Annotated in this window: 13 protein-coding genes; 3 read left to right on the forward strand and 10 right to left on the reverse strand. The window is 69.4% G+C overall.

Going from position 1 to position 17,597, the window contains the following annotated elements; all coding sequences use genetic code 11:
* Positions 1-122 precede the first annotated feature (122 nt).
* Together ACQP0P_RS28145 and ACQP0P_RS28150 are read left to right on the forward strand one after the other, a co-directional pair.
* Entirely contained in the window at positions 123-824 is a 702-nt protein-coding gene (locus ACQP0P_RS28145; RefSeq protein ID WP_433359759.1) for a CBS domain-containing protein, read from the forward strand.
* A 242-nt stretch (positions 825-1,066) separates the two neighbouring features.
* Positions 1,067-2,518, forward strand: coding sequence for a phosphotransferase family protein (locus tag ACQP0P_RS28150; RefSeq protein WP_433382147.1), 1,452 nt, complete (start codon positions 1,067-1,069; stop codon positions 2,516-2,518).
* 80 nt (positions 2,519-2,598) lie between these two features.
* On the opposite strand, the gene ACQP0P_RS28155 is transcribed toward ACQP0P_RS28150, so the two are convergent.
* The 10 genes from ACQP0P_RS28155 to ACQP0P_RS28200 form a co-directional block, all read right to left on the reverse strand.
* On the reverse strand, positions 2,599-3,243 hold the full coding sequence (locus ACQP0P_RS28155; RefSeq protein ID WP_433359762.1) for an EthD domain-containing protein: 645 nt from the start codon (positions 3,241-3,243) through the stop codon (positions 2,599-2,601).
* A 67-nt stretch (positions 3,244-3,310) separates the two neighbouring features.
* Entirely contained in the window at positions 3,311-3,898 is a 588-nt protein-coding gene (locus tag ACQP0P_RS28160; RefSeq protein ID WP_433359765.1) for a VOC family protein, read from the reverse strand.
* A gap of 53 nt (positions 3,899-3,951) precedes the next feature.
* Positions 3,952-4,857 carry an acyl-CoA thioesterase gene (locus tag ACQP0P_RS28165; RefSeq protein WP_433359768.1) on the reverse strand — a complete coding sequence of 302 codons (906 nt, stop codon included), beginning with the start codon at positions 4,855-4,857 and terminating at the stop codon, positions 3,952-3,954.
* A gap of 29 nt (positions 4,858-4,886) precedes the next feature.
* Entirely contained in the window at positions 4,887-6,542 is a 1,656-nt protein-coding gene (locus ACQP0P_RS28170) for an FAD-dependent oxidoreductase (RefSeq protein ID WP_433359770.1), read from the reverse strand.
* 104 nt (positions 6,543-6,646) lie between these two features.
* Positions 6,647-8,629: an FAD-dependent oxidoreductase gene (locus tag ACQP0P_RS28175; protein WP_433382150.1), complete on the reverse strand. Its 1,983-nt coding sequence runs from the start codon at positions 8,627-8,629 to the stop codon at positions 6,647-6,649.
* Positions 8,630-8,831: 202 nt separating this feature from the next.
* Positions 8,832-9,872: an LLM class flavin-dependent oxidoreductase gene (locus ACQP0P_RS28180; protein ID WP_433359773.1), complete on the reverse strand. Its 1,041-nt coding sequence runs from the start codon at positions 9,870-9,872 to the stop codon at positions 8,832-8,834.
* A gap of 264 nt (positions 9,873-10,136) precedes the next feature.
* Positions 10,137-12,134 (reverse strand): alpha-ketoacid dehydrogenase subunit alpha/beta, encoded by a 1,998-nt coding sequence (locus ACQP0P_RS28185; RefSeq protein ID WP_433359776.1) that lies wholly within the window; start codon positions 12,132-12,134, stop codon positions 10,137-10,139.
* Between the two features lie 10 nt (positions 12,135-12,144).
* Positions 12,145-14,922: an ABC transporter permease subunit gene (locus ACQP0P_RS28190; protein WP_433359779.1), complete on the reverse strand. Its 2,778-nt coding sequence runs from the start codon at positions 14,920-14,922 to the stop codon at positions 12,145-12,147.
* A 103-nt stretch (positions 14,923-15,025) separates the two neighbouring features.
* Positions 15,026-15,757, reverse strand: coding sequence for an ABC transporter ATP-binding protein (locus ACQP0P_RS28195; protein ID WP_433359782.1), 732 nt, complete (start codon positions 15,755-15,757; stop codon positions 15,026-15,028).
* A gap of 84 nt (positions 15,758-15,841) precedes the next feature.
* Complete coding sequence (locus ACQP0P_RS28200; protein WP_433359785.1) at positions 15,842-15,982, reverse strand: SDR family oxidoreductase; 141 nt, start codon at positions 15,980-15,982, stop codon at positions 15,842-15,844.
* A 421-nt stretch (positions 15,983-16,403) separates the two neighbouring features.
* Between ACQP0P_RS28200 and ACQP0P_RS28205 the strand changes: the two genes are divergently transcribed.
* Complete coding sequence (locus ACQP0P_RS28205; protein ID WP_433359788.1) at positions 16,404-17,597, forward strand: ABC transporter substrate-binding protein; 1,194 nt, start codon at positions 16,404-16,406, stop codon at positions 17,595-17,597.

Below are 17,597 nucleotides of genomic sequence, written 5' to 3' on the forward strand. Positions count from 1 at the left end.
CCCAAGCGCCGAATGCCTCATCAGGACCGAAAGACCACCGATGAAGGACTTCCGACCCTCACCCCGGGGCGGGTCCCGCTGTCCAATGAAGGAGAGGCTTCCACCCCTTCGAGGAGGAAACGATGCGCGTGAAGGTGAACGAGGTCATGACGCGAGCTGTCGCGTCGGTCAACGGCAGCACGCCGTTCAAGGACGTCGCCGAGGTGCTCATCGCCCACGGGGTGAGCGCGGTGCCGGTCGTCGACGCCGAGAACCACGTCCTCGGCGTCGTCTCGGAGGCGGACCTGCTGGCCAAGGAGGAGTTCAAGGAGCAGTACTACCGCGAGGGCTACCGGCCGCCGCTGCGCGCCCGGCTGCGGTACCGGCTCAGCCGGGAGGGGCGTTCGGCCCAGGAGAAGGCCCACGGCGACACCGCGGCCGAACTGATGACCGCGCCCGCCGTCACCATCACCCCGCACGCCCCGGTGGTGTCGGCGATGCGGCTGATGGACGAGCACGGCGTCAAGCGCCTGCCGGTGGTCGACCGTGAGGGCAGGCTGGAGGGCATCGTCAGCCGTAAGGACCTGCTCAAGGTGTTCCTGCGCACGGACGACGAGATCGCCCGCGAGATCAGGGAGGACGTTCTCGATCATTCCCTGTGGGTGGACACCTCCCAGGTGAAGGTCACCGTCAAGCAGGGCATCGCGAAGCTGAGCGGTCACATGGCACGGCACAGTGACGCGCTGATCGCGGCCCGGATGGCGCTGCGGGTCCACGGGGTGGTCGACCTGATCGACGAACTGGAGTGGGACGAGAACGACACCCCCATGTGGCAGGGCCGCTAGAAACGCCCATCCGGGACGTCATGACCGGTTCGGCTGTCACGGCCCCGCCCACCGCTCCGGTGCGCGGGGCCGCCCGGACCGCCGCGTGCCCACGACACCTCCGCACGTCGTGCACCGCCTGTCCTTTGTCGCGTGCCCCGAATCGATATCCAAACACTGTTTGGCTATTCTGGCTCCGGACCGAGGCACTCCGAAACCGGGTGTCGCCGAGTCGATCGCCTCGACAGGAAGATCGGGTGAACATGACCACTCGCCACGACGTCCCCGACACGGCATCAGTGCTGGATCCAAGCCTGCGGGAGTGGGTGGAACGGCTCGTCGGAGGACGCGTCCTGCGGGCCCGGCGGATGGCCCGCTGGCGGCCCAACTATCTCATCGACGTCGACACCGCCGCCGGAGAGATCACTCTGGTGCTCAAGGGCCCGCGCGTTCCGCCGGCGGTCGAGGCCCGTTCCCGGATGCTGTCCGCCTTCGGGACCCGCCGCGAGGCGGCGGCGCTGACAACGCTGCGCGACACCGGCGTCGCCGTACCGAGCTACCACGGCTACCTTCCCGAGGCCAAGGTCCTGCTCATCGGACGGGTCGCGGGGTCCGGTTTCCTCCAGTCCGCCCCAGCCGCGGACCGGGTGAGCCTGATGCGCCAGTACGCCCGACAGCTGGCCGTGACCCACAGCCTCCGGTGGAGCCACCTCGAGAGCCGGCACGAGCTTGAGGTGACCGGCACCGGACCCGACCGGCCCGGCCCGCTCGCGGCGGTGCTGGCCGACTACGACGTGCTGCGACCGAAGATCACGCGTCCCGATCCGCTGATAGACCTGGCGGTGTGGTGGCTCGGCCGCAACGCACCCGATGCCGGCGAGACCTGCCTCCTGCACGGGGACGCCGGACCGAACCAATTCATGTTCGACGGCGACCGGCTGACCGCGCTGCTGGACTGGGAGGTGGCTCACCTCGGACACCCTCTGTCGGACCTGGGCTACACCCGCTTCCGTGAGGCGCTTTACCCGAGCGGAGCCTTCCCCGAGTTCGTCACCGAGTACGCCGCGGCCTCCGGCCGCGCGGTCGACCGCGCGGTCGTGGACTACTACACGGTGGCCGCGGGGGTGCTCCTGCTCACCGGGATGAGCAGCGACGTACACCGCCCGAGGGTCCGTAACCCGGAGGCGTTACAGCATTTCTGGTGGGACGCCCTGGCTCGGGCGGGGATCTGCCAGGTGCTGGGCGAGTCTCTGGGGCACCCGCCTCTCGATCTGACACCGAGCCCGCCCCACGGCGGGGAATTGAGTGCTCTCACCTCGCTGCTGGCCGACCGGATCGAAGCCACTCCGGTCGACAACACCGGCGCTCCCGGCGGGTCGGCGCACACGCTGCTGCTAGCACGCACCGTGCTGCGCGCGAGCCGCCTGCGGCCCGACGCCAGGGACGGCGACGATGCCGCCGAACTGCTCGGCCACCGCCCGGCGGACCCACGGGCACAGCACGCGGAGATCACGGCGCTGGTCCACGAGCAGGCCGCGCACCGGCTCGACGACCTTGTGCGCTACTTCAGCCACCAGGCCGTCCGGCGAATCGACGCCGTCGCCCCGCTGGCCGCGACCGACACGTGGGACCGTGCCACCGACGAGGCACCGGCCGCCGACGACGCCCGGTTGCACGGCCGGCTGCTCCCCGGATTCCCCGGCGACCCGACCTGACCCGCGACGGGGGCCGCCCACCGGCTCATCCGCCGGTGGGCGGCCCCCGCTTCTTGGTGATCTCCGGCCAGGGCGGTGGTCTACTCCGACGCTCGCACCGCGAAGAAATGCGACCGGGCGTGGTCGACAAAACGCATCTCGTCCTCCGTCGCGTCGCGCCGTACCTCGGGCGACGAGCGAACCCGCGACATCGACGTCAGATCGGAGAAGTACAGCAGCCCGGCACCGTCGAATCCGGCTTCTGGGATCCCCAGTTCGGCGGCGACCGCGGTGGAGAACTCCGGGACGGCGTGCAACTGGCGGTAGCCCGCACTGCCCGAGACGCGCCGAGCGTAGGCGACGTGCCGCTCCCGCCAGTGCTCCAGGAACGCCGCGCGGGTCAGCCGCGCCCGGCGCCGGATCAGACCGACCGCCAGTGCCCGGTCCGAGCCAGGGATCACGGTGTGCTCGACACCGGCGAGGACCGCACTGCGCCGCCTGTCAAAACCCAGGTGCGCTCCGAGCACGTCGGACAGCGCCCTGAACACCGCGTCGGACATCGTGGGCTCCGCGCCGGGCAGTCGCACCTCGACGAGGACGTCGAAGGGCGCCGGGGGTATCGGCAGGGCCGTCCCGTCCGGCGCGGACTTGGCCAGCACCGGGGAGACCACCTCGTAGTGACCGGCCGACGGCCGGATGCCCTCGTGGAGCCCGAGCAACAGGTGCACCGTGGTGCAGGTCGTCATCGCCGTCCCTTTGTCAACGAGCCGGAGCGCCCCGCTCCCCGGGCCGCCCCGGCTCGCACCGGATCGTCTAGATCGCCGCCCCCGCCCCGGCGATGGACTGCTCCCTCTTCTCCGCCTCACGCCGGGCCTGGAAATGCGGCGACTTGTGCTGCACACCCTCGTACTCCGGCACCTGGGCCGGGCTGTCGTCAGCCAGCAGTTCCACCGCCTCCCGCTCGTCGGCCTCGGTCAGCGGCTGGGTGTCGAAGGTGAACTCGACCAGGGTGCCGTCGGGGTCCCGGGTGTAGATCGAGTGGATGAACTCGTGCTTGACCTCGGCCACGTTGTAGCCGTGATCGAGCCAGCGCTGCTTGTGCTCCTCAAGGCCGCCGATGTCCTTGCAGTCGAACGCGATGTGGTTGATCCAGTAGGGCAGGCCGTTGCCCATGCCCCCCTGCCACTGGTCGGGGTCGACCACGACGCCTTCGATACCCCGCAGATCCCAGATCGCGAAGAGCTCGCCCTCGCCCGTGTCGTAGAAGATGTGCTTGGTCCAGCCCCCTTCGGGGGTCTGCCGCTTCACCACCTTCTTGAGGGTGAAGCCCATGGCCTCGGTATAGAACTTGTGCGACTTCTTGACGTCCTTCGCCGCCACGGCGACGTGATGAAACGGCATGCCATTCCTTTCATCGAGGCGGCGCCGACGTCCGCCGACGCCGCCGTCTCGAACTACCGACCGGCACCGGATGAGGTGCCCGCCTGCTGTGCAACCTCCTTGTGCTCGACCGGATCGGCGACAGGCAGCAGCGCGGTCTCCTGGGACACGGAGGCGACGAGCCTGCCCATCGAGGAGAAGAACCGGCCCGTGGAGAGGGCCCGGTAGTCCGCGCTCGAGGGCGATCGGTGCTCGTGCACCACCCAGTCGTCCGCGCGGAAGCTGCGGTGGAACCGGACCGAGAGGTCCAGCGCCACGGCATGCAGTCCGCGGCCCGACTCCAGGTCGGTCCACTCCCCCGACCTCGGCGCGACCGGTTCGACTGGCAGCGACTCCGTCGCGAACACGATCGCCGCGGAGTGCGGGAGGATCTCGTCGGGAAGCTCCTCGGTGAAGCGGATCCACATCCGGTTCGCTGCCTCGGGGCCGGCCAAGGGCTCCCAAGGCGCGCGATCGATGTAGCGGACGTCGAGCAGAGGCACGATGCCCGCCTCGAAGGAGACGGCCGGCAGCGAATGCGGGTCGGGCGGCTCGCTCGACCACTCCTCCTGGTGGTTCGGCCCGAACCCGCGCCGCGGTGTCTGGAACGCCACGGTCACGACCGCGAGAGCGGTCTGTCCCTGCATCGCCCGCACCAGGCGGTTCGCGGTGTGCTCGGTGTCGCGCAGTCGTTCGACCCGGTACTCGACGTCGGCCACCGGGTCGCCTTCGGCGAGGTGGGTGACGTGTACCGAGTGCACCCAGCTCCAGCGGGTGTCGACGGTCCGGCCAGCCGCCATCGTGCCCTGCGCGGCGAGCAGCCCGCGCGGGATCTGCTCCGCCCGGCTGCCGGCGACACGGCCGTACCAGCGGTCCACGCCCGCCTCTTCCAGCCGCAGCCTTGTCAGGAACCCGGCCCGGCTGTCGTCCTCGGCACTCACCTTCGCCTCTCTCCTCCCGCTCAGGTCGTCTACTTGCCGGTTGCGGCGTGCCGCCCGGCCAGGTGCCCGAAGGTCAGCGCGGGGCCGAGGGTGGACCCTCCGCCCGGGTAGGCCATGCCCATCACCGACGCCGCCGCGTTGCCCGCCGCGTACAGTCCCGGCACCGGGCGGCCGTCTCTCCGCACCCGCCCGACACCGTCCGTGACCGGGCCGCCCCGGGTGCCGAAGGCCCCGACCTCGATCTCCACCGCGTAGAACGGAGGCTCGCGCAGCGGGCCGAGGTTGGCCGCGGGCCCGGCCCGGTTCAGGTCCCCGTTGGCGCGTTCGAACGACGACTCGCCGCGGTGGAAGTCCGGGTCGTGCCCCGCCTCGGCGTGCTCGTTGAACCGCCGCACGGTCGAGACCAGCCCTTCGGAATCGACCCCGATCGCGACCGCCAGCTCGGCGAGCGTCGGCGCCGTGACGATCCAGTCCGGCACCTCGTCGCCGGGTATCCAGTCGGCCACCGCCCCCCTGGCGTGGAAACCCTCGTCGAACACCAGGAAGGCGGGCAGGTTGCCGAACGCCAGGCTTGCCGGATCGATGGCGTGGAAGGCTCCCACGATGGCGTTGTAGTTCGTGGCCTCGTTGCAGAACCGCCGACCTGCCCGATTGACGATGATCGAACCGGGTCGGCTGCGCTCGGTGACCACTGTGGCCGAACGAGGGAACACACCGTCACCGCGCCGCACGTCACCTGGGCGGCGGATCAGCGGTGTCCAGTACGCCTCCTGCATCGTGCCAAGCTCGGCGCCGACCTGCTGAGCCAGCCGCAGCCCGTCTCCCACGTTTTCCCGCACCGCGACGGAGTTCTGCAACGGGCCACGCAGATAGGTCCGCACCAGATCAGGAGCCCAGTCGAAGCCGCCGGTGGCGATGACCACCCCGGCCTCGGCGCTGATCTCGAAGGCTTCCCCCTCGTGCCTGCCACGCACACCCGTGACCCGGTCTCCGGAGACGACGAGTTCGGTCACGTGCGCCGAGGTCACCGGCTCGACACCGCGCTCCAACAACCCTCCGAGCAGGGCACCGACCAGTGCCTGGCCCCAGCCTCGCAGATCACGGACCTCACGGTCGGCGACCACCTCGGCTGAGGGGCCGCCACCCGCCCCACCGTAGATGGTCTCGTTGGGACTCAGCCGCATGCGCCCGTGCTGCCCCGGTGACAGGATGACCTTCGATGCCCACGGACCGAGTTCGGTGAACGGGAACATCTCCTCGGCCAGCGAGCGGCCGCCCGCGGGGAGCGCTCCGGGGTTCTCGGAGTGGTAGTCGGGATAGGGCAGCACGATGAAGCGCAGCCCCGTGTTCTCCTCCAACCACCGCAGCACCTCTGGAGCGGCATCCACGAACGACGCCACGGTCTCCGGGTTCTGCCGGTCGTTGGAGAGCGAGGTGATGTAGCGGATCGCCTCCTCGCGGGAGTCCACGATGCCCGCCGCCGCCGCGTGATGGTTGCCCGGGACCCAGACGACGCCTGCCGACAGCGCCGCGGTGCCCCCGACCGATGGCCCTTTTTCCAGGAGCACCACGTCGGCGCCGTAAGCACGTGCCGAGAGCGCGGCCGACAGGCCGGCCGCTCCGGATCCCAGCACCACGACTCCGGTGGCGGCCGGGATCGCCCCACCTTGGACCGGCTCAGTCATGTCATCTACTCCTTGTCCAACGGGCGGAAGGGGTAACGACCCCCATAAACCAACGATGATTGATTAATTTGGCGGCAAACCCCAGCGGAACACCTCTGCGATGCTCAGATGACCAGTGCGGCCAGTGCGCCCTCGCGGAACGCCTCGGTCGCGGTCCGCGGCGCCTGGGCATCACCCACGATGGAGTGGGACACGCCGGTGGCCCTGATGGTTTCCAGCAGTTCCAGCCGCGGTTCTGGCGGTACGATCGCCACCACAGCGCCCACCTCGATCTCCGCGATCGTCTCCCCCTCCGGGCGTACAACCGTCACGACGCGCCCGTCGGCGAATCCGAGCAGCCCCTGGGTGACAATCTGGGACATCCGCCTGCGCAGCACATCGGGCACCTCCATGCGATGACTGGCTCCGCTGTACGGTGTCACGGTCTCGTAAGGCGTCACGAACGTCACCCGCCGGCTGCGGGCCGCCAGCGCCTCGGCCACCAGCGCCCCTTCGTTCGCGCCGATCGCGTCGAACACGAGCACGTCGTCACCATCGCCATCCAGGGCGTCGAGCGCCTGGACACCGGACAGCACCCTGGTGGTCTCCGCACCGGGGAACGGCTCGCCGGGCGCCCGGGCCGCACCGGTGGCGAGGACAACGTGGTCGGGCCGTAGTTCCTCAAGCAGCCCGGCGTCAACGGTCACGCCGAGCTCCGGTTTGACGCCCAGAATCTCAAGTTCGGCGGCCAGATGGTCCACGCTGCCGGCAAGGTCGGCCGCGGCGGTCCGTTCCACCCAGCGCAGCGCCCCGCCGGCCCGGCGGGCCGCGTCGAAGATCCGGACCTCGTGGCCGCGACGGGCCGCGACCTCGGCACACTTCAGCCCGGCCGGTCCCGCACCCACCACGACCACTCTCCGGGAGTGTTCGGCGGGCCGCACCACGAACTCGTGTTCGCGCAGCGCCTCGGGATTGTGCAGGCAGGTGATCTCGGAGAATCCGTCGAGTTTACGGCTTTTGCACACCAGTGCTCCGACGCACGGCCGGATGCGGTGCGCAACCCCGCGACGCGCCTTGGACACGATGTCAGGGTCGGCGATATGCGCACGGGTCATGGCCACCAGGTCGCAGTCACCGGCCCGCAGCAGGGCCTCGGCCACCGCGATCGAGGAGATGCGCCCAACACCGATCACCGGGACCGCGGCGCCGATCGCGTCCCGTAGCCGCCGGGTCCTGGGCATGTTGACCCCCTCGGTGTGCCGGTAGCTGGGGATCGCCTGCGCGTAGCTCTTGCCACCGTGCCCGACCGTGGTGTTGACGAGGTCGATCTCCCCCGTCGCCAGCATGGCCTGCACGGCCGCGATGGATCCGACCGCGCCCAGGCCTTCGTCCTCGGGCGACCGGAGGTCGTCGGTCGCGCTCCGGTAACCGAGTATCCGATCGGGTCCCAGTTCGCCGCGTACGACCTCGATCACCCGGCGCAGGAAGAGCGTGCGGTCCAGGCCCCACTCGTCGTCGCGACGGTTCAGCCACGGACTCAGCGACTGCTGACCAAGATAGCCGTGCGCGCCGTGGATCTCACACCCGTCGAAACCGGCACGCACCGCCATCGCGGCGATTCGGCCGTAACCGGCGATCATCATCTCGATCTGCTCACCGGTCATCGCGTGCGAGATCTCGCCACGGTCGGTCAGCGTGGTGCCGAACCCCCACAGCGGTGGCCTGCGCACGTCGGCATCGGAGCGGAACGTGGCGCCGAGATGGACGAGTTGCAGCAGTAGCGTCGCCCCCTCCGCCTTCACCGCCTCGGCCAGCCGGGCGTGCCGGTCCGCGAACTCGGCCGGGTAATCGTCGAGGGGGTTCACGTACAGCGCCTGGGCGATTATCAGGCCGACCCCGCCGGCCGCCCGTCGCCGCAGATACTCGATGTAGGGCTCGGGCGCCAGCCGTGGATTGCGGAACATCTCGCTTGCACCGTGTGCCGTGATCGCCGCTCGGTTACGGACCGCGACTCCACCGATCGTGATCGGCGTGAACAAGAGCGACAGTTGCGACACTGATGCCTCCGGACATGGGGTGTTCGACGACCCTCGGGCGCCGCGGCGCACCCTGCCCAGGTAAGCTCCGCGGAACAATTGGTATCACGGCGACCGCGAATAACACAACGGCGTTTGGTAATACGGGATAGGTGTTCGAGATCCACGAAAGAACAGACCACCCGTGGGGGTCATCGCGAAGGGCGGGGTGCGGACGAACGCCGACAGATCGGGGGACGCACCCTCGCACGCGGGCCTCGGGACCGGTGAGCGCTCAGCCGAACTGCGGGATGACCTTGTCCCCGATGAGATCGATCGCCTCAAGCAGCTCGGCATCCGGCATTCCGCCCATGTCCATGTACAGCAGGTGCGTGCTGACCCGCAACCGCTCGGAGAGCTGCCCGATGCGGTCCACGACCTCGTCCGGGCTGCCGACGACGGCGGGCCCGCTCGCGGTCAGCCATTCGAAGTCGAACGGACGCGCCTGATGCGCGGGCAGCTCCGGATTGACCACCGCCAGCAGCTGCTGCATCCACTGATGGTAGGCACGGTAGCGCGGTTCCCACGCCTGGCGGGCGCGTCGCCCGTCGAGGCCCACCCACACGTGCCAGCCCGCGCCGATCTCCGGCTCGTGCCGGTGGCCGAACTCCTGCCACTTCTGCAGGTAGTGCTCGACCACCGGGACGAAGAAGTCGGGGTTGCCGAACGCGCTGGGCAGCATCAGCTTCCATCCGAGCCTGGCGGCAAGCTCGACCGAGTCCATCGAGCTGCCACCTCCGATCCACATCACGTCACGCTCGTGCTGCAGCGGCGGCGGCTGCAGCCGCTCACCGTTCACCGGCGCGCGGAACCGGCCGCTCCAGTGCACCGGTTCGCCACTCCAGAGGCTGGACAGCAGTTCGGCGTTCTCGCGGAAGCGATCCTTCGACTCATCGACCGACTGGCCGAACAGCGCGTAGGTCGAGGCGAAGAAGTTGCCCCGGCCCGCGACGATCTCCGCCCGGCCGGCCGAGAGCACGTCCAGGGTGGCGTAGTCCTCTCCGATGCGCAGAGCGTCCAGGTTCGCCAGGAGCGTGACCGCCGTGCCCAATCGCAGCGTCGTGGTCCGTTGGGCGATCCCGGCGAGCAGGACCGGGGGGGCCGAGTAGATGTACTCGATGCCGTGGTGTTCGCCCATGTTGACGCCGTTGAACCCGGCCGCCTCCGCCCGCACCGCGGATTCCACCAGGGTCATGTGCCGCGCGGCGGCGGAGGGCCGGACACCTGTCACCGGATCGGTGACATGGTCCCCGAGAGACATGATGTTGAACTTCACGCTGGGACTCCTCGCTTCAGGGCGGACGGGCTGATCGGGTGAGAATGATGTGACGCGAATCTTCACCGAACACTATTTGGTTTTTCGAGGCCTATTAAACCACGACCGAACTACTTACCCAACAATGTTCGACAAGCTCGCCTTGAGGCGATCGAGCCTCGGCGGCGACAGACCCGCCGTGGCGGAACCCGGAGCAGGCCGGACTGACCGATCCGGGTACCGGGGTCGGTCAGTCCGATCGGGGTCGCGGTGTCAGAGGCCGGCTCAGAAGGCCATACTGCGTCGTACCGCGGCCACCACGTCATCGGCGCCGGGAAGCCAGGCGGCCTCCAGCGACGGAGCGTAGGGCGCGGGGGTCACCGGTGCGCCGACGCGGAACACCGGGGCGTCCAGGTGGCAGAAGCCCTCGTTCACCGCCCGGGCCGCGATCTCGGCGCCGATCCCGAAGTCGATCACCGCCTCGTGCGCCACGACCAGCCGGTTCGTCCGCGCCAGCGACCCCAGCACGGTGTCCCAGTCCAGTGGCACGACGGTCCGCAGGTCGATGACCTCGGCGTCGATTCCCTCGGCCGACAGCCGTTCGGCGGCGGCGAGGCTCTCCCTGGCCATCCGTGACACCGACACGACGGTGACATCGCTTCCCGGACGCAGGATCGCCGCCTTGCCGATCGGCACCAGGTGATCCTCAGCGAAGCCCGGTCCGGTGCGCTCGTAGAGCAACCGGTGTTCGATGACCACGACCGGGTTGTCGTCCCGGATGGCCGCCCGCAACAGTCCGTAGGCGTCACTCGGGGTCGAGGGCATGACCACGCTGATCCCCGGAATGTGCGCGAGCAGCGCCTCCAGGCTCTGCGAGTGCTGCGCGCCCGAGGAGCGACCGGCACCGAACTGCGTCCGGATGGTCAGCGGCACCGTGACGCCCCCACCGGTCATGTAGCGCAACTTCGCGGCCTGGTTCATGATCTGGTCGAGACAGACCCCGATGAAGTCGGAGTACATGAGCTCCACCACCGGCCGCAGCCCGGCCATCGCGGCACCGATCCCCATCCCGACGATCGCACTCTCCGCGATGGGCGTGTCCCGCACCCGCCCGGGAAACTCCTCGGCGAGTCCTCGGGTGAGGCCGAAGACGTTGCCGCCGGCCCCGACGTCGATGCCGGCGACGAAGACCCCGGGGTCGTAATGCAGTTCGTGGCGGAGTGCGGCGCGGATCGAGCGGCTCATCCGGACCGGCTCAGCCTCGGCGGGGAGCGGGGTCTCGGTCACGACGGCCCGCGGTTCGGCGCGGACGTAGGCGTGCAGGGTCTCCGCCGCCGGTTCGGGAGCCGCGGCAGCGACAGTGACGGCCGCCTCGATCTCCCGCTGAACCTCCAGCGCGAGCCGCTCCAGCACGCCGTCCTCGACGCCCCTGTTCCGCAACGCCTCGCGGGCCCGATCGATCGGATCACGAGCCAGCCACAGCCGGTCGAACTCGGCGCTGCGGTAGCGCTGCTGGTCACCTTCGTAGTGTCCGCTCACCCGGAACGTGACCGCCTCGACGAAGCAGGGCCGGCCGCCGGAGCGTACCCGTGCCACGATCTCGTCCATCTCGGTGGCGACCCGCTCGACGTCGTTGCCGTCGACACGGACGAAGTCCATGTCGTAGGCGCCCGCCCGGCGCTCCGGCGACACCGACGCGCCGGTGGCGGAGAACTCGGAGTACTGGTTGTTCTCACACAGCAGGATCAGCGGAAGCCTCCACTCGCCGCCGAGCACGGCCCCCTCGTGGAAGGCACCGGTGCTGGTGGCGCCGTCCCCGAAGAAGGAGACCGCGACCCGGCCGTCGGCACGCAGCCGAGCCGCGGTGGCCGCACCCACGGCGATCGGGACACCGGCCCCGACGATGCCGTTGGCACCGAAGATGCCCAGCGCAGGGTCGGCGATGTGCATGGACCCACCTCGCCCCCGGCAACTACCGCTCTCCCGCCCGAACAGTTCGGCGAAGGCCGCGGTTACGTCGAGGCCCTTGGCCAGCACATGGCCGTGGCCGCGATGTGTCGAGGTGATCACGTCGTCCGGACGGAGCGCGGCGCAGGTACCGACCGCGACCGCCTCCTGACCCACCGACAGGTGGACGAAACCGGGGATCCGGCCGGCGGCGTAAAGCACCGCCGCACGCTCCTCGAAAGCCCGGATGCGCGACATCTCACGGTAGAGCCGCAGTAGCCGGGCGGTCTCCACCGGCCGCGGCGGGGCTTGGATCTCGTCGGGATTCACTGTCACCGTCTCCTGTTCAACCGACGGCATCCCGCACGATGGCGCTGCCGGTGAGTTCGTCGCTCTCGTCCTCGGCGGACGCTCCGAGATACGCCTCGAGCACCCGCGGATCGTTGCGGACCTCGTCGGGCCGCCCGGAGACGAGCACCGAGCCGGCGGTCAGCACGGTGACCTCGTCGCAGGCGGCCAGCACCATGTCGATGTTGTGCTCGACCAGCACGACTCCCATCCCCCAGTCGGCGGCGAGCCTGCGGATCAGCGTCGCGAGGTGCTCCGCCTCGGCGTCGCTGAGCCCGGCGGCGGGCTCGTCGAGCATCAGCACCGACGGTGACGCCGCCACCGCGCGGGCGATCGCAGCCACCCTGCGCCGACCCATCGACAGCTCGGCCGGCTTGAGGTCCAGCTCGTTGTGGAGGTCGAACTCGTGAGCCGCGGCGAGCGCCGGGCCGGTCAGCCGGATCCGGCCGGGACGCAGGAAGTCGGTCACGTACCGCCACGGGGTCCAGCGGTCGCAGGCCACCGCCAGGTTCTCCCTGATGGTCAGGTCGTCGAACAGCTCGACGGACTGGAATGAGCGGCCCAGGCCCGCCTCGGCGATCTGGCGCGCGCTCCAGCCGGTGATGTCTGTCTCTCCGAGGCGTACGCTGCCGCCGGTCGCGGCCACGAACCCGGTCACCGCGTCGATCACAGTCGTCTTGCCGGCGCCGTTGGGGCCGATCAGACCATGCACCCGGCCCGGCCTGACCTCGAAATTCGCGTCGGCGACCGCGACGACGCCGCCGAAGACCACCCGCAGCCCGTCGACCCTCAGCCCTCGTTCGGGAACCCTCTCGATATCGAGACCGGCTTCCGCGACGGATTCGGCCTCCGTCTCGCGTGCGGCCCCCTTTCCGGCGGCGTCCTGCCCGGCCTGTCCTGTCCGCCCGGGCAGCGTCCGACGCACCAGGCTGGCGACACGGTGGCCGAGATGCGCGTTCATCTGCCACAGGCCCGAGGGCTCGGTCACCAGGATCCAGAGCAGGATCAGACCGCTGATCAGCGGCAGCCAGGTGTCGAGGCCCTCGATACCGGACAGCACCTTGGAGCCGATGCCACCGGGCAGCAGCGTCGACCCCATGATGCCGCCGCCGACCAGCCCCACCCCGCCGACCACGGTCATGGCGACCGCGGTGATCGACGGGAAGGTGGCGAACTGCGCCGAGATGACGCTGCTGCTGCGGAACGCCAGCATGATCCCGGCGAGCGCGGCGATGCCGGCCGCCGCGGCGAAGGCGAACAGCTTGACACCGAACACACTGATCCCTAGCGCGGCCGCGGCACGTTCGTTGGAGCGGACGGCGAGCATACGGCGGCCCGTCGCGCCCCGGCGGACGTTGAGCAGCGCGACGGCGACCGCGAACAGCATCACCGCGGCGAAGATCGCGTACCGCTCCGGGTGCCGGATGGCGTTCAGGTCGAGGCCGAACAGGCTGATCGAGGGGACCTTGATACCGCTGGTCCCTCCGGAGTACTCGAAGTTGTTGAGGACCACGTTGTACAGCACCACCGCGAGCCCGAGAGTCGCGATGGCCAGGTTGATCCCGCGGGTTCGCAGGGCCGGCAGCGCGACGAGCAGGCCCACGATCATGGTGAGCACGATCGCCGCGACGGCCGCGAGCGGGAACCCCCACCCGAGCGAGGCTGCCAGGCGCGCGGCGATGAACGCGCCGATGCCGGCGAGGACGTACTGGGCCAGGGAGAGCTGCCCGGCATAGCCGACGATCAGCACCACCGACAGACAGAGCACCGCGAAGCCCATGCTCACAGTGAAGGCGTCGACCCACCGCGTGGACAGCAGTTGGGTGAGCACGAGCGTCAGCGCCGCGAAGGTCACCAGCACGGGGATCGGCCGGATCCGGCCGGAACCGACGGCGGGCAGGCGGTCGAGGACATGGCTGCGCAGCGGCAGCCCGCGCCCGCGCACGATCAGCATCATGATGACCACGACGAATGGGACGCTCTGCGACAAACCGGGGGTGGTCACATATCGCGCCATCAGTGACTCGACGATTCCCAGGCCCAGCCCGGCGGCGAAGACCAGCGGGAACGAGGTGAAGTTGGCGACCAGCCCGATGGCGAGCGCCGGAATGACCAGCAACGACAGTTGGGTGGGCTGCAGGAAGGTGATCGGCGCGATGAACGCTCCCGCCAGCGCGGCGAGTCCGGATCCGATGGCCCAGTTGACGGTGCCGATCCGATCCGGTGAGTGCCCAAGGCTGGCCGCGGCGCGCTGGTTCTCCGCCACCGCGCTGGTCGCCCGGCCGAACGTGGTATATCGGTAGACAGCCCAGAGCGCGGCCGTGGAGACCAGTCCGATCACAAAGAGGATCACCCGGTCCATGCCCACCGGGGCACCCGCGATGAGTTCGATCGGTTCAGTCGGCAACAGCGACGGCACCGACAGGATGTCCACACCGAAGATCAGGACCGCGGCGGCCTGCAACACCATCAGCACGGCGAGGGTGGCCACCACCCGCAGCAGTCCCGACGAATGTCTCATGTTGCGCAAGATCACCAAATAGACCAGCGCCCCGACCAGGACCCCGGCCGCGGTCGCCGCGATCAGGCCGACGACCAGCGGGAGTCCCCGCTGGACGCTGACGGCGTAGTAGACGTAGGCGCCCACCATGACGAACGCGCCCTGGGCGAAGTTCAACACGCCGGATCCGCGGTACACGAGGACCAGGCCCTGCGCGACGAGCGCGTACAGCGCCCCCGCCCCCAGGCCGATAAGAACGAACCGGATGATATCCATCTACACAAACCTTTAACATCGGTAACTCAGGTCCGGAATGGGCCAGCGGCGGCACTGCTGTGGTGCCGGATCCGTGGGTCGATGTGACGACCGCTGCGCACGATTACGCGGGAGACGGCGCCTCGTCGGCCAGGTAGGCGGCTTCGAGCTCGGCGGCGCCGTCGGCGGCGACGCCGTTGGCGACGACCCTTCCGCGACGCATCAGGTACCAGCGGTCGGCGACCCGCAGAGCACGCCGCGCCTGCTGCTCCACCAGGATCACCCCGACGTTCCGGGTCCGGGCGGCGTGCTCGATCGCCGCCATCAGGCGGTCCACCACGATCGGCGCCAGCCCGAGGGAGAGCTCGTCGGCCAGCACCACCCGTGGGGCGCGGGCCAGCGTACGCGCCAGGGTGAGCATCTGCTGCTCACCGCCGGACAGCAGCCCCGCCCGGCGGTTCAGCAACTTCTCCAGCTCCGGGAAGAGCTCGACGGCCGGATCGACGCCACCGGCACCGAGCAGCAGGTTGTCCCGGACCGACATCGACATGAACACCGACCGCTCCTCGGGGACGAATCCGAGGCCCTCCCTCGCCCGGCTGTGCAGGCCACCGCGGGCCGGCGCGCCCAGCCATTCGACCTCTCCGCCCAACGGCGCCAGTTCACCGGCGAGCGTGAGCAGGGTGGTGGACTTGCCGGCACCGTTCGGTCCCAGCAGCGCGACGATCTCGCCGGCGCCGACCTCGATGTCGACGCCGTGTACCACGGCGAGGTCGCCGTAGCCGGCGACCAACCCGGTCGCTCGCAACGGTACGTCCACCGTCGGTGGCGTCCGGGAAGCGGCTGGAGCGTTCACATGTATCTCCTCGGAGAAAACTCGACTGAAAACTGCTGTGTGCTTCGAGGACCGGCCCAATTCCGCGAACCGCGAGCGCGTCGCTCAGCCGGCCGATCCCATCGAGGCGAGCCGGAAACCGGCCGCCATGCCACCGTCCGCCACGAATTCGGCTCCCGTGCAGTAGGAGCTCTCGTCCGAGGCCAGGAACAGCGCGAGCGGCGCCACCTCGTCCGGACACCCCATCCGGGGCAGCGAGAGTACCGCGTAGGCGGCACCGGCGTCGGGCTTGCGATCAGCCGCGCGACCGCGGTGCCGATGCCACCGGCGCCGCCCGTGATGGTGGCGACCTCGCCACCGAGCCGTCCCATACGATGCTTGCTCCTCTCCAGAGAATGAACGTTGTTTGGATATCAATCCAACAGCGCTTGGCTAAGTGGGTCAAGGGGGGTGGCCGACTCGACCAGAGGGACCTCCAGCCCTGCGACCCACACCCTCTGATCTACCTGGTTAAACCAGCCCAGCAAGGGCGAATGACAACCCATCTCACACGCTACGGAACGCTACAAAGGCCGATCAGCAGGCGGGAGTCTTGTTTCAAATGCCAAATGTCGTTAGATTAACGGCTCGTGCGATCGGCGCTGTAACCCAACGTGAAGGAAACACCATGAGCACACGACGACTCCGTTCTACGGCCGCCGCCCTGGTCGCCGTAGGGCTGTCGACCTCGGCCTGCGGCAGCGACACGCCCTCCAGTTCGGCCGAGGACTCCATCAAGATCCTCACGATCGCGTCGTTCGAGAGCCAGCAGTTCTCGGTCCCGCAGGTACGGACCGCTGTCGAGGTCGCCGTCAAACAGATCAACGACGCCGGCGGCATAGACGGGCGGAAGATCGAGGCCTCGTTCTGCAACGACAAGTTCGACCCCAACGAGGCGGCCTCGTGCGCCAGGGAGGCCGTGTCCGAGGGCGCGGTCGCGGTCGTGGGCGGCACCACCCCCAACGCCGGCGCGATCCTGCCGATCCTTGAGGAGGCGGGTGTCGCCTGGCTGGCCGGCAGCGGCACGTCCGGACCGATCGAACTGACCAGCCCCGTGTCCTACCCGATCAACGCCGGAGCACCGGGGATGACGATCGGGGCCGGAGCCAAGGCGGTCGCCCTCGGCGGCAAGAACGTCGTGATCATGGCCGGTGAGAACGAGAACGCGCAGATCAACAGTGAGCAGTCCGCTCGTGGAGTGAAGGCGGCCGGCGGCACATCGACCATGATCACGGTGCCGCTCAACGCGGCCGACTACGCGGCCTCCGCGGCGGCGGCCCTGGCCAGGAAACCCGATGGCATCTCCATCGGGTCGACCCCGGAGGACACCGCGAAGATCGTGCAGGCGCTGCGCCAGACGGGCTACAGCGGCGTCATCACCGGCCCCTCCTCGCTGTTCCCACCCAGCAGCCTGCAGGCCCTCGGCGCCTCCGCAACCGGGATCACCGTCCTCTCCCGGCTGGCGCCGACGACGTCCACGGACATCCCGGAGATCAAGGAGTTCGTCGACCAGATGACGGCCGCCGATCCCCAGGTCCGGATCGAGGACCTCGGTCTGAACGCCTGGACCGGGGTGCGCCTGTTCGGCAAGCTTCTCCAGGGCAGGACCGTGGACGGACCAAAGAGCGTCATCGACGCGCTCGCCGATATCAAGACGCCGATCGAACTGGGCACCGTCCCGGCCTATCCCGGCGTGCAGAACCCGCCGCCCGTACCCGATTTCCCCAGGGTCGCGGTGTTCAAGACAATGGAGAGCAAGGTCGTCGACGGCAAGCTCGTGCAGCAGGGCGACTTCTTCGACCCGCTGGCGGCCAACGGCTGA

This window comes from Streptosporangium sp. CA-115845, from assembly GCF_050943795.1.
Taxonomy (GTDB): domain Bacteria; phylum Actinomycetota; class Actinomycetes; order Streptosporangiales; family Streptosporangiaceae; genus Streptosporangium.

Coding starts and splice junctions, on each gene's coding strand:
- ACQP0P_RS28155 (WP_433359762.1), bottom strand. CDS start 3,243: ATGACGACCTGCACCACGGTGCACCTGTTGCTCGGGCTCCACGAGGGC.
- ACQP0P_RS28205 (WP_433359788.1), top strand. CDS start 16,404: ATGAGCACACGACGACTCCGTTCTACGGCCGCCGCCCTGGTCGCCGTA.
- ACQP0P_RS28145 (WP_433359759.1), top strand. CDS start 123: ATGCGCGTGAAGGTGAACGAGGTCATGACGCGAGCTGTCGCGTCGGTC.
- ACQP0P_RS28160 (WP_433359765.1), bottom strand. CDS start 3,898: ATGCCGTTTCATCACGTCGCCGTGGCGGCGAAGGACGTCAAGAAGTCG.
- ACQP0P_RS28150 (WP_433382147.1), top strand. CDS start 1,067: ATGACCACTCGCCACGACGTCCCCGACACGGCATCAGTGCTGGATCCA.
- ACQP0P_RS28170 (WP_433359770.1), bottom strand. CDS start 6,542: ATGACTGAGCCGGTCCAAGGTGGGGCGATCCCGGCCGCCACCGGAGTC.
- ACQP0P_RS28200 (WP_433359785.1), bottom strand. CDS start 15,982: ATGGGGTGTCCGGACGAGGTGGCGCCGCTCGCGCTGTTCCTGGCCTCG.
- ACQP0P_RS28190 (WP_433359779.1), bottom strand. CDS start 14,922: ATGGATATCATCCGGTTCGTTCTTATCGGCCTGGGGGCGGGGGCGCTG.